The sequence below is a fragment of the Bordetella genomosp. 9 genome, assembly GCF_002119725.1.
GTDB lineage: Bacteria > Pseudomonadota > Gammaproteobacteria > Burkholderiales > Burkholderiaceae_B > Bordetella_C.
Genome location: NZ_CP021109.1, coordinates 1,539,143 through 1,551,250 on the forward strand (window position 1 = coordinate 1,539,143; position 12,108 = coordinate 1,551,250).

A 12,108-nucleotide genomic window follows, 5' to 3' on the forward strand; every position below is an offset into this window, starting at 1 on the left:
TCACCGTCACCTGTCGGTCACGTATCCAGAAAGAACTCGGCATTCTAGCCCGAACGCGGCCGCATCCGCAAGCGCAGCGCCCGTATCGGGAGGGGCGGTCACATCCTCCCTTGCTCCGCCATGGACAGGGCTGCGCCGCCCGCCACGATCAGGTGATCCAGCAGCCGCACGTCGACCAGCGCCAGCGCTTCCTTCAGATGGCGAGTCAGCCTTTGGTCAGCCTCGCTGGGGGTGGCCAGGCCGGAAGGGTGGTTGTGCGCCAGGATGAGCGCCGCGGCGTGGTGGCGCAGCGCGTCGCGCACGACCTCGCGCGGATAGACCGAAGCCTGCGACAGGGTGCCGCGGGCCACCTCGCCGGTGGCGACGAGCCGCAGCCGGTTATCCAGATAGAGCGCGATGCAATGTTCGACTTCGCGGTGCCCGAGCAGCGCGACGCAGTATTGCTTGACGCGGGCCGGCTGGTCCAGCGCGCAGCCCGCGCCCAGCTCTTCCCGCATGGCGCGCCGCGCCAGCTCCAGGACGCTCAGCACCTGGCAGCTTTTGGCGCTGCCCAGGCCATGGACTTTCGTCAGGGTCTCCGGCCTGGCCGCGAACAGGCCGCGCAGGCCGTCGAAATGCGCCAGGATGTCGCGGGCCAGGGCCAGCACGGGTCGGCCCGCCGTGCCGGTTCGCAGCACGATGGCGAGCAGTTCGGCGTCGGTCAGCACGGCGGGGCCATGCCGAAGCAGCCGTTCGCGGGGACGCTCTTCGGCGGCAAGGGGCGGGCGGGCAAGCAGCATGGCAGTATCCCTGGGTCTAAAATGGCGGATTCACCCCATTACGGTGGCATATCTTGAGCACCGCTACGTCCAGCACGAATGTTTTTGTCCGTCCGGATTCCTACCTGACGCTGCACTACCGCATCGTCCTTGCCTCGGGACCGGGCGAAGGATCCGTCTTCGCCGATACCTTTACCGGGCGGCCGGCCACGCTGCAATTGGGCGCGGGCCAGTGGGCCCCCGGCATGGAGGCCGCGCTGGTCGGACAGGCCGAGGGCAGCCGGTTCAGCGTGACGCTGCCGGCGGCCGATGCCTACGGCGAGCGCAACCCCGACCTGATCCAGCGCGTCAGCCGCGCCATGCTGGCCGAACACGCCGGCGCCGACGCCAGCTTCGATCCGGGCGACCTGGTCGAATTCCAGGCGCCCAACGGCGGCCGATATTCCGGCGTGCTGAAATCGATGGACGACGATGGCGCGCTCTTCGATTTCAACCATCCGCTGGCCGGCACGGACCTGAGGCTGGACGTCCACATCCTGGGGGTGCTGTGATGAACCGCCCCGTCACGCGTCCCGACGCCGAGGTCGTGCTGGCGCAGCCGCGCGGCTTCTGCGCCGGCGTCGATCGCGCCATCGACATCGTCGAGCGTGCGCTGGAACTGCACGGCGCGCCCATTTACGTGCGTCATGAAATCGTCCACAACCGCTATGTGGTCGAGGACTTGCGCCGCAAGGGCGCGATCTTCATCGATGAACTGGATGAGGCGCCGGCCGGCGCCATCGTCGTCTTTTCCGCCCACGGCGTATCCAAGGCGGTGCGCGCCGAGGCCGAAGCCCGCGGGCTGCAGGTGTTCGACGCCACGTGTCCGCTCGTCACCAAGGTGCACGTGGAAGTTGCCCGCATGCGGGCCGCCGGGCGCGAAATCATCATGATCGGCCACAAGGGGCACCCGGAAGTCGAGGGCACGCTCGGTCAGTCGCGAGACGGCATGTACCTGGTGGAAACGGTCGAAGACGTGCAGGCGCTGCAGGTGTCCGACCCGGAACAGCTCGCGTTCGTGACCCAGACCACGCTATCGGTGGACGATGCGGCGGCCGTGGCGGCCGCGCTGAAGGCGCGTTTCCCCGCCATCGTGGAGCCGCGCAAAAGCGATATCTGCTATGCCACGCAGAACCGCCAGGATGCGGTAAAGCTGCTGGCGCCGCAATGCGACCTGGTGCTGGTGGTAGGCAGTCCCAACAGCTCGAATTCGAATCGCCTGCGCGAGGTTGCCGAACGCAAGGGGGTCGCCGCGTATCTGGTGGACAGCGCCGACGGCATCCAGGCAGAGTGGCTGGAAGGCCGCCAGCGCATCGGCATTACGGCCGGAGCCTCCGCGCCCGAAGTGCTGGTCCAGCAGGTCGTGGACCGCGTGCGTGAATTGGGGGCGGTGTCCGTGCGGACCATGCCCGGCCTCGAAGAAAACGTCGCCTTCCCCTTGCCGAAAGGCTTGTCGCGCAAGACCGCCGACGCCAATCGCACGCCCGCGTCCTGACCGTCGCGGCGTACTTCAGGAGTCCGCATGCAGCTGTACAGCTATTTCCGCAGTTCCGCCGCGTATCGCGTCCGCATTGCCTTGAATCTGAAGGGCCTGGCCTACACCTGCGTTCCCATTCATCTGCTGAAGGATGGCGGGCAGCAGCTGAAGCCGGACTACACAAGGCTGAATCCCCAGGCGCTGGTGCCCACGCTGGTGGACGGCGATGCGGTGCTCACGCAATCGCTCGCAATCATCGAGTATCTGGACGAAACTTACCCGTCGGCGCCCTTGCTGCCGGCCACGCCGCTCGCCCGCGCGCGGGTGCGCGCATTGGCGCAGAACATTGCCTGCGACATCCACCCTCTGAATAATTTGCGAGTGCTGCGTTATCTGAAGCGGGAAATGAATCTGCCCGACGAGGCGCGCGATACCTGGTACCGGCACTGGGTGGAAACGGGCCTGCTGGCGCTGGAAAAGATGCTGGCGGATTCTCCGGAAACGGGCACGTACTGCCATGGCGATACGCCGACGCTGGCCGATACGTGTTTGGTCCCGCAATTGTTCAACGCGCGCCGGCTGAAGTGCGATCTGTCTGCGATGCCTACCGTCGTGCGGATCGACGAGGCATGCCGCGCCTTGCCGGCCTTCCAGCAGGCGGCGCCGGAAAACCAGCCCGACGCGGAATAGGCGGTTGCCCGGCGCGGCCGACGTGCGCTGGCGCCGGGCGCGGCTTCCCAGAAACCAGGCCGTCAGGTCACCGGCGCCGGATTGAACAGCGCCAGGGAGTTGTGCAGGCGCAGCGCTTCCGCACAGCTTTTGCGGCGTCCGCTGGCGACGTCGAGCATCGTGTGGAACAGTTCCCAACCGACGTCGGCAATGCTGGCTTCACCCGTGGCGATTCGTCCCGCGTTGACGTCCATCAGATCGTGCCACCGCCGCGCCAGATCGTTGCGCGTGGCCACCTTGATCACCGGCACTTCCGCCAATCCGTAGGGCGTGCCCCGGCCCGTGGTGAAGACGTGCAGGTTCATGCCGGCGGCGAGCTGCAGCGTGCCGCAGATGAAGTCGCTGGCCGGCGTGGCCGTATAGAGAAGGCCCTTGACCGTGGCCCTTTCGCCGGGCGGCACCACCCCCGATATCGCCGAACGGCCGGATTTGGCGATCGAGCCCATCGCTTTTTCGACGATATTCGACAGGCCGCCCTTTTTATTGCCTGGCGACGTATTGGCGCTGCGGTCGGCCGCCCCGCGCGCCAGGTAGGCGTCGTACCACGCCATCTCGCGGATCAGGGCCTGAGCGATCTCGGGCGTGGCGGCGCGCGCGGTCAGTTGCGCGATACCGTCCCGCACTTCGGTGTTTTCGGAAAACATCACGGTGGCGCCGGCGCGCACGAGCAAGTCGCTGGCGTAGCCTACCGCCGGATTCGCGGTGATGCCGGAAAAGGCATCGCTGCCGCCGCACTGCACGCCCACAACGAGGTCGGAGACCGGACATTGCACGCGGCGCCGCTGGTCCAGGATGGCCAGGTGGCGCTTTGCCGTTTCCATGATGGACCGCACCATCGAGTCGAAGCCGACGTGCGCTTCGTCCTGCAAGGTGACCAGGTCCACGCGGTTGCCGCCGTCCAGGACGGGGATGCTGCCGGGCGGCATGAGCCGGTCCGGCTGCAGCTTTTCACAGCCCAGGCTCACCATCATGGCCGTGCCGCCGAAATTGGGATTCAACGCGATGTTGCGCAGCGTACGGATGGGAATGATGGCGTCGGGCGCGTCGATGGCGACGCCGCAGCCGTAGGTGTGTTCCAGGCCGATGACGTCATCGACGTTGGGATAGCGGGGAAGCAATTCTTCCCGTATGCGTTTCACCGCATGTTCGACGACGCCGGAAACGCATTGGACCGTGGTGGTGATGGCCAGGATGTTGCGCGTGCCAACGGACCCGTCGGCATTGCGGTAGCCCATGAAGGTATAGCCCTCCAGCGGTTCGGCGGGGGGCGGAACCCGGGTGGAAAGCGGCAGCTCATCGAGCCTGGGCGCGGCCGGCAGGGTAGTCACCCGTTCGTTCACCCAGCTGCCGCGGGGCAGGGAGCGGGCAGCGTAGCCGATCGTGACGCCGTAGCGGACGATGGCATCGCCTTCTTCGAGGTCGCGCAAGGCGACTTTGTGGCCCTGCGGAACGGCTTCACGCAGGGTCAGACCGTCGTCGAACACGGCGCCGGCGGGCAGCCCGCCGTCGTTCACGACGATGGCGACGTTGTCATCGTCGTGGATGCGGATATAGAGGGGTGTCTGGGGCTCGGACATGATGGCGGTGTGGAGGCAGGGCGGGGGTTCCCGTCCGACGTAATGTTTGTCATCGTACAAGGAACGGCCCAGCTTGTCAGCCAAGTTTGGCTTGCAGGGCGGAAATGTATGTGCGGATCAGGCGGCAACTGGTTGGCTGGCAGTGGAGTTGGCGCGGTATACCGATATGTTGTACGATAACGTATAACTTCAACGACCCACCACGCGCCCACATGACCACGCCGCAAGAACTCAAGCAAATCATCTCCCATGGCCTCCTGTCTTTTCCGATCACGGACTTCGACGAGCAGGGCGATTTTCGTCCGAAGTCCTACATCGAGCGCCTGGAATGGCTGGCGCCGTACGGCGCCAGCGCCCTGTTCGCCGCCGGCGGCACCGGGGAATACTTCTCGTTGGCCCCCGCCGAATATGCGGACGTGATTCGCACGGCCGTGCAGACCTGCGCGGGCAAGGTGCCCATTCTTGCCGGGGCGGGCGGTCCGACACGCACGGCCATCGCCTATGCGCAGGAAGCCGAGCGCCTGGGCGCCCATGGCATCCTGTTGATGCCCCATTACCTGACCGAAGCCAGCCAGGACGGCATCGCGGCGCACGTGGAGCAGGTGTGCAAATCGCTGAAGATCGGCGTCATCGTTTACAACCGCGCCAATTCGCGCCTGGGGCCGGACCATCTGCGCCGGCTTGCGGATCGCTGCCCGAACCTGATCGGGTTCAAGGACGGCGTCGGCGACATTGAGAACATGGTGCGCGTGCGCCGGGCGCTGGGCGACCGTTTCGCCTATCTGGGCGGCCTGCCGACGGCGGAAGTCTACGCGGCGGCCTACAAGGCGCTGGGCGTGCCGGTGTATTCCTCGGCCGTTTTCAATTTCATCCCGAAGACTGCCATGCAGTTCTACCGCGCTGTCGCCAGCGACGACCACGCAACCATCGGCAAACTGCTCGACGAGTTCTTCCTGCCGTACCTGGACATACGCAACCGCCGTCCGGGGTATGCCGTCAGCATCGTGAAGGCGGGCGCCCGCCTGGTAGGGCGCGATGCCGGGCCGGTGCGCGCGCCGTTGACGGATCTTACCGACGAGGAAATGGGCATGCTGGATGCGCTCATCCGCAAGCTCGGTTCGCAATAAGCGCCGGGCGGTCGGGCGCGGTGTGCCCGCGCCCGCTTATTGTTCCGATCGGCTCAGCGCGACCTGACCCAGCACGGCCAGGTCATGTTCGCCCAGGCCTTGTTCCACGGCCGCGCGCAGGCGCGCCGCAACGACCTCGCCCAGCGGCAGCGCGGCGCCGGCTTCACGCGCGGCTTGCTGCGCCAGCCCCACATCCTTCAGGCCCAGGCTGGCCTTGAATCCCGCGGGCTGATACTCGCCCTTCGCCATCAGCGCGCCGTAGCCGCTGTAGACCGGGCCCGGAAACAGCGTGCCGCCGATCAGCGTGACGAGGGTGTCGGTTTCGATGCCGTAGGCCTTCGCCAGTGCGGCGCTTTCGGCCAACGCCTCCACGGCGCTCGCCAGCATGAAGTTCACCGCCAGTTTCATCGCGTTGGCGCGATACGGCGCGTCGCCCAGCATGACGGTTTTCTGGCCAATGGCATCGAACAACGGTGCAACCGTCCGCATGCGATCGGGCGCGCCAGCGGCCAGCAGCGTCAGCTTTGCCGCCGCCGCCGAATCGGGCCGTCCCATCACCGGCGCGGCGACATAACCCACCCCGCGCGCGTCATGCGCCTGCGCGAGACGCTTGGCAGCCGGGATGGATATCGTCGCCATGTTCACGTGGACGGCCGTGGCGTCCATGCCGGCCAGCGCCCCGCCTTCCAGGAAAACCTGCTCGACCGCCCGGTCGTCGGCGAGCATGCTGAACACAACCGGGTTGGCGCAGGCCTGCGCGGGGTCCCTGGCGATGCGGGCGCCCTGGCCGGCGAGCGGCGCGGCGGCGTCGGCGGACCGGTTCCACACCGTGACGGTATGGCCGGCCTTCAAAAGATTGGCCGCGATCGCGCGGCCCATATTGCCCAAACCGATGAATCCGATGTCCATGGCGTATGCCTCCAGACTCGCCGGCGGAAATTCAGGCGCCGCCGGTGTATTCCTGGCCCAAGTATTCGTAGGCGTCGGTATTCACGTGCGACACGCGCCATTCCACCGGCTGACGGTGATAGGAATAGGCCACGCGGCGGATCTGCAGCAGCGCCTGGCCTTGCGCGATGCCGAGCCACGACGCATGCGCCGGGCTGGCCTGGCAGGTTCGCAGGCGCTCGTCGGTGGCGATGACGTTCACGCCGAACGTGTCCTGATAAAGACTATACAGGGTGCTCGGGCGCTCCCGCAGCGTGCGTTCCGTCATCCCGGGGAACAGCGCTTCGGGAAGCGTGACTTCGTCGACCATCACGACGTCGCCGTTCAGCGACAGCACGTTGCTGAACTCGAAAACCTGGGCGCCTGCCGGCAGTCCGAGCTTCTCGCGTGCCAGCGGCGTGGCGCGTACGCGCCTGAACCGCATGAGTTCGGTGGTGGGGTAGGCCTTCTTCCCATCCTGACGCACGATGCGGAAGAACTTGAAGAAATGCGAATTGCGCGTGTGGACCGCCACATAGGTGCCACGCCCCTGGTGCCGGACCAGGATGTTTTCGGCCGCCAGTTCGTCCACGGCCTTGCGCAAGGTGCCGATGGACACCCCGAAGCGTTCGGCCAAGACCTTCTCCGGCGGTATGGCTTCGCCCTGTTTCCACTCCCCATGCGCGAGGGCCGTCAAGATCGCTTGTTTGACCTGTTCGTAAAGCGGGCTGCCCAGAGGCACTGCAGACGACAGCGGATAATTCATATCGCTTCCAACATAATGGGGCGGATTGTAAGGCGTCGCCGATTGCGCAGGGATGGCGGCGAGCCGGGCCCGCACCGGATCCGGACGGATTATATATATCATTCATATGACCGGATCCGCGGCGGCCCGTCCCACTTCTGGTAACGAGATGTGGGACGCTCGTCAGCCGCCGGCGGCTCGCTCCAGATCCTGGAACGGCGCTTTCGATCCGCGGCCTGGCAGCGCCAGTGCAAACAGCAATCCCAGAAGCATGCCGGCGCACGCCATGCAGAAGGCATGCCGCGCACCGGTCGCGATGGCATCGCGCAATGCTTCGCCCGCCATTCCTTCGACACCGCGGTTGGCGAAAGCCACCAGCACGGCGATGCCGATCGCATTGCCCACGTTCAGCGTGGTCGACGCCATGCCCGAGGCAACCCCTTGTTCATCGTGCGCCACGCCTGATGCGGCTGCGATCCACATGGCCGTCCATACCACGCCTTGGCCGATGCCTGACACGATCAGCCCGGGCACGATGGCGCCGTAGGGTGCGCCGACGAAGACGGCGGGAACCAGGCCCAGCGTGCCGGCGATCCCGACCAGGAAGCCCACGAGCAATGTGCCGCGGACGGACATGCGGTTTGCCAGCCGGGCGCCGAACTGCGTGCCCGCAAGGATCGCGACAGAGGGCACGATGAACGCCAGCCCGGTCTGCAAGGCGCTGTAGCGCTGCACATTCTGGAACAGTACGGTCAGGAAGTACGGCAGCGCCCCGAAGGTGCCCATGTAGATGAAGGTAATCGCCATGCCGGCGGCCAGGCCGCGATGGCGGAACAATCGCACCGGCATCAACGGGTCGCCGCTGCGGGTTTCGATCACCGCAAAGGCGATCAGGAAAACGATGGCCAGCGCGAGCGCCGCGACGATGTGCGGCGCCCGCCATCCGTCTTCGGGGCCCTGGACCAGTGCGTAGACCAGCAGCGTGGCGCCGGCCGTAACGGTCAGCGCGCCCGGCAGGTCGAAGCTGCGGCGCTGCGCCCGCGCGTCGTCCCTGGGAATGACGGCGAAGGCTGCCACGATGGCGAACCCCGACAGGACGACGTTGACGAAGAAGACCGATGGCCATCCATAGGCGCTGGTCAGCACGCCGCCCGCGATCGACCCGATGGTCAGTCCGCTTGCGCCGGCGCCGCCCCAGATCGCCACCGCACGATTGCGCGCAGGACCTTCCGCGAACAGCCGATTGATCAGGGACAGCGTGGCAGGAAACAGCAGCGCCGCGCCGACGCCCTGCACGGCCCGCGCGGCCACGATTACCACCGGGTGCCACGCCAAGCCGCCGGCCAGCGACGACAAGGCATACAGCCACAGCGCGAATATGAACATGCGCCGCTGGCCGAGCAGATCGGCCGCCCGGCCGCCCAGCAACAGGAATCCGCCGCAGAAGACGGTGTAGGCGCCGACCACCCACTGCAAAGTCTGTCCGGAAAAGCCGAGTCCCTTGCCGATCTCGGGCAGGGCGACGAACACGATGTTGATGTCCAGGGAATAGATGAGCTGGGCAAAGGCGAGCAGCGCCAGGCTCCAGCGGAGGGACCGATGGCGGTTGCCGGCGGATGGCGGGGAGAGCAGGGAAGGCATCGAAAGGATCTCCGTAGTCTGTTCGAATGTACGAGGAAATGCGTACTATAACGATACGAAGATACTCGAACAATAGTTCAAAGTAGAAAATGTTTGTCTATACTCGTACCGTAGGACAGCGACATGCCGTCCTGAGGCAAGCCGCCGAGATATCCCATGACTCCCAATCATCCCGACCGCAATCAGATCCGCCTGGAAAACGTGCTCGCCGCACTGGGCAACCCGCTGCGCCTGACGGTGGTGCGGGTGCTGGCCGGTGGTGGAGAGCATGCCTGCAGCGCGGTGCTGCAAGGCATCCCTAAATCCACGCTGACCCACCACTGGCGGGTGCTGCGCGATAGCGGCGTGATCTGGCAACGGCCCTATGGCCGCGAGAATCTGCTTTCGCTGCGCCGGGAAGATCTGGACGCGCGCTTTCCCGGACTGCTCGACGCCCTGCTGGGCGCGGTCCGGGAAGACAGGCTTACTCAGGAAGCGACGGCGAAGAACCTGCCGCCGCCGCACCAGTTCACTGCTTGACGGGCATCGGCGAGCGCCGCGCCTTCCTGTCCTGTCCGCGGGCCTTCAGGCCACGCAACAGTTCTTCGGCGAAAGGCAGGATCTCCAGCAGCACCGAGGCGCCCAGGACGAACACGATATAGCCCGTCGGCAGCGGGGCTTCTTTCAACCTGAGGGACCACTGCGCGGGCTCGTCGCCCAGCCCGAACAGCGCCAGGAATTGCGGCCAATGCAGCGTTGCCAATAGGACGCCTGCCATCAAGGACAACAGCTCCAGAAAACTGTGCACATGCTGCTCGAATGGCCGGACATCGCGACGCCGGGTCGCATAGCCGACATCCCACAAAGCCGTGGCTTCGTGGGCGAAGAACGCGACGATCATGACCAGGAAGATCAACGCGTTGATCTCCAGGAAGAGGCAGGCGAGCAGCGGCACTCCGATCTCCGCGAACATGAGCAGATGCAGAACCGATTCCTTCGGTCCTGCCGTGCGCGCGATATCGGTGCGCCGGTGGCATAGGTAGTCGGCCACTCCCGCGAGCATCCAGAGCGGCATGACGAAGTACATCAGAATCCATAGGGCCGGCGCGTCGGCGCCCTGTGTTTCGTTCACCTTGCGTGCTCCCGAAATTGCGGCCGGCGGAACGCGCCGCGGCGCCCGCTGCCTGGTTTGCTTTTTTTCCTGTGTGCAGCACGAGCCATGCCGCCGATGCGCGCTGCGGCCGGCCGCGCCGCATCGCCCCGTAAGAGGCGCGTTGGCGCCCCCGGACTGCGCTCGCATGGCGCTTGCTGGAGCCGACGACAGGCGGCGTGCCGCGCGCCAGCGATTGCGCGGCGGCACGGACCGACGGATAGGTCCTGAAAGCACGGATCTGCCTACTGATCAGGAGCGATATATGAAAGCTGTCGTATTCCATGCCATCGGCGACATCCGGCTCGAAGATGTGCCGGATCCCCAATTGCAGGAGGACACGGACGCCATCGTGCGTTTACAGGTGAGTGCGATCTGCGGGACGGACCTGCATTTCATCCGTGGCACGATGGAGGGCGTGGCGCCGGGCACCATCCTGGGCCATGAAGGCGTCGGCGTTGTCGAGCAGGTGGGCGCGGGCGTGCGCAATCTGCAGGTGGGGGACCGCGTCGTTATTCCATCCACGGTTGCCTGCGGATACTGTTCGTACTGCCGCGCCGGCTACTACGCGCAATGCGACAACGCCAACCCGCATGGCAAGTCCGCCGGGACCGCGTTCTACGGCGGCCCGCAGCAGGCCGGCGGATTCCATGGCCTGCAGGCGGAGAAGGCCCGCATTCCCTACGCACATGTCAACCTGGTGAAGCTTCCGCCGGAAATCAACGACGACCAGGCCATCATGCTGTCCGATATCTTTCCCACTGGCTATTTCGGCGCGGATCTGGCGGATATCGCGCCAGGACGGACCGTCGCGGTGTTCGGGTGCGGTCCGGTGGGGCAATTTGCCATCGCGTCCGCCAAACTGATGCATGCCGGGCGCATCTTCGCGGTGGACGCCGTGCCGGACCGGCTTGCCATGGCGCGCGCGCAGGGCGCCGAAACCGTCGACTTCAACGCGGAAGATCCCGTGGAGACCATCAAGCACCTGACCGGCGGCATCGGTGTGGACCGCGCCATCGACGCAGTGGGCGTCGATGCCGTGCATCCCCATCATGGACCGGCCGCCGATCCGCAGCAGAACGCCGCCATGGAAGCGCAATCGCGTGAGCTGGCGCCGCACGCGCACCCCGATGGCGCGAACTGGGTGCCGGGCGATGCACCGTCGCAGGCGCTGAACTGGGCGGTGCAGGCGCTGGCCAAGGCCGGCACCTTATCGATCATTGGCGTATATCCGCCCACCGACAACGCTTTTCCCATCGGCCTGGCCATGAACAAGAACCTGACCGTGCGGATGGGGAACTGCAATCATCGCAAGTACATCCCCATGCTCATCGAGCTCGTGCAGTCGGGTCGTATCGATCCGGCCCGGATCCTGACCAAGCGCGAGCCCCTGACCTCGGTGCTCGAAGCCTACAAGGCCTTCGACACGCGGCAGCCCGGCTGGATGAAAGTGGAATTGGCTCCGGTGGCGTGATGCCGCCTAGACAACCAGGAGAGAGTCATGAAGGCACGCAACAGAACGACGGCGCTGCGCCGTTGGGGCAACGTCGGCTGGCTCGCCGCGCTCGCGCTGGGCGCGGCGGCGATTCAAAGCATGGACGCCGTGCATGCGGCGCCGTCGGGCGGCGCAAGCCTCATTGCGCAGGCAGGCCCGGGTAGTGGCGGCCAGGGTGCTGACGGCGGTGCGGGATCCACCGGCGGCGGCCAATGGAAGCATCCCGAGTCCGGCGCCACCAGCCCTTCCGGGTCGAGCGCCGTGGGACCGGGCGACAGCCAGGGACAGGCGCGCGACGCGTCCCCGGGGCAAGGCGGCGACAGCGGCAAGCACAGCGGCAACGATACGAAGCGCGGTTCGTCCAAGGGTGCGTCCGGCATGAGCGGCAGCAGCAAGGGCAGTGCCGCGAACAGCGACAAAGGCCCCGGACACCGCGGCATGGAATCCAAGCCGGGACACTAGGG

At 66.2% G+C, this 12,108-nt stretch carries 13 protein-coding genes; 7 read left to right on the forward strand and 6 right to left on the reverse strand.

What is annotated here, in order from left to right; genetic code table 11:
• Positions 1-98: 98 nt before the first annotated feature.
• The gene (radC, locus tag CAL13_RS07115; protein WP_086071936.1) at positions 99-779 is read right to left on the reverse strand and encodes a RadC family protein; all 681 of its coding nucleotides are present in this window, start codon (positions 777-779) and stop codon (positions 99-101) included.
• 53 nt (positions 780-832) lie between these two features.
• On the opposite strand from radC, the gene CAL13_RS07120 reads away from it, so the two are divergent.
• Genes CAL13_RS07120 through maiA form a run of 3 tightly spaced genes read left to right on the forward strand, consistent with a single transcriptional unit; the run spans position 833 to position 2,964 of the window.
• Positions 833-1,309, forward strand: coding sequence for an FKBP-type peptidyl-prolyl cis-trans isomerase (locus CAL13_RS07120; protein ID WP_086056788.1), 477 nt, complete (start codon positions 833-835; stop codon positions 1,307-1,309).
• On the forward strand, positions 1,309-2,292 hold the full coding sequence (gene ispH, locus CAL13_RS07125) for a 4-hydroxy-3-methylbut-2-enyl diphosphate reductase (RefSeq protein ID WP_086056789.1): 984 nt from the start codon (positions 1,309-1,311) through the stop codon (positions 2,290-2,292). Before CAL13_RS07120 ends, ispH begins: the two co-directional genes overlap by 1 nt.
• 27 nt (positions 2,293-2,319) lie before the next feature.
• Positions 2,320-2,964, forward strand: coding sequence for a maleylacetoacetate isomerase (maiA, locus tag CAL13_RS07130; RefSeq protein WP_086056790.1), 645 nt, complete (start codon positions 2,320-2,322; stop codon positions 2,962-2,964).
• Between the two features lie 62 nt (positions 2,965-3,026).
• On the opposite strand, the gene garD is transcribed toward maiA, so the two are convergent.
• Positions 3,027-4,580: a galactarate dehydratase gene (gene garD / locus CAL13_RS07135; protein ID WP_086073550.1), complete on the reverse strand. Its 1,554-nt coding sequence runs from the start codon at positions 4,578-4,580 to the stop codon at positions 3,027-3,029.
• 212 nt (positions 4,581-4,792) lie between these two features.
• Between garD and kdgD the strand changes: the two genes are divergently transcribed.
• Positions 4,793-5,707, forward strand: coding sequence for a 5-dehydro-4-deoxyglucarate dehydratase (gene kdgD, locus CAL13_RS07140; RefSeq protein ID WP_086071937.1), 915 nt, complete (start codon positions 4,793-4,795; stop codon positions 5,705-5,707).
• A 36-nt stretch (positions 5,708-5,743) separates the two neighbouring features.
• On the opposite strand, the gene CAL13_RS07145 is transcribed toward kdgD, so the two are convergent.
• The 3 genes from CAL13_RS07145 to CAL13_RS07155 all read right to left on the reverse strand — a co-directional run bounded on the left by CAL13_RS07145 (position 5,744) and on the right by CAL13_RS07155 (position 9,020).
• The gene (locus tag CAL13_RS07145; RefSeq protein WP_086071938.1) at positions 5,744-6,616 is read right to left on the reverse strand and encodes an NAD(P)-dependent oxidoreductase; all 873 of its coding nucleotides are present in this window, start codon (positions 6,614-6,616) and stop codon (positions 5,744-5,746) included.
• Between the two features lie 31 nt (positions 6,617-6,647).
• Entirely contained in the window at positions 6,648-7,400 is a 753-nt protein-coding gene (locus tag CAL13_RS07150) for a GntR family transcriptional regulator (protein ID WP_086059311.1), read from the reverse strand.
• 162 nt (positions 7,401-7,562) lie between these two features.
• Positions 7,563-9,020 (reverse strand): MFS transporter, encoded by a 1,458-nt coding sequence (locus CAL13_RS07155; protein ID WP_086056793.1) that lies wholly within the window; start codon positions 9,018-9,020, stop codon positions 7,563-7,565.
• 156 nt (positions 9,021-9,176) lie between these two features.
• Here CAL13_RS07155 and CAL13_RS07160 point away from each other — a divergent pair, with 156 nt between their 5' ends.
• The gene (locus CAL13_RS07160; RefSeq protein WP_086056794.1) at positions 9,177-9,539 is read left to right on the forward strand and encodes an ArsR/SmtB family transcription factor; all 363 of its coding nucleotides are present in this window, start codon (positions 9,177-9,179) and stop codon (positions 9,537-9,539) included.
• Here CAL13_RS07160 and CAL13_RS07165 read toward each other — a convergent pair.
• On the reverse strand, positions 9,529-10,131 hold the full coding sequence (locus CAL13_RS07165; RefSeq protein ID WP_232467786.1) for a diguanylate cyclase: 603 nt from the start codon (positions 10,129-10,131) through the stop codon (positions 9,529-9,531). The genes CAL13_RS07160 and CAL13_RS07165 overlap by 11 nt on opposite strands.
• 283 nt (positions 10,132-10,414) lie before the next feature.
• Here CAL13_RS07165 and CAL13_RS07170 point away from each other — a divergent pair, with 283 nt between their 5' ends.
• Both CAL13_RS07170 and CAL13_RS07175 read left to right on the forward strand, forming a co-directional pair.
• Positions 10,415-11,623, forward strand: coding sequence for a zinc-dependent alcohol dehydrogenase (locus CAL13_RS07170; RefSeq protein WP_086071939.1), 1,209 nt, complete (start codon positions 10,415-10,417; stop codon positions 11,621-11,623).
• A 27-nt stretch (positions 11,624-11,650) separates the two neighbouring features.
• Positions 11,651-12,106 (forward strand): hypothetical protein, encoded by a 456-nt coding sequence (locus CAL13_RS07175; protein ID WP_086071940.1) that lies wholly within the window; start codon positions 11,651-11,653, stop codon positions 12,104-12,106.
• Positions 12,107-12,108: the final 2 nt, after the last annotated feature.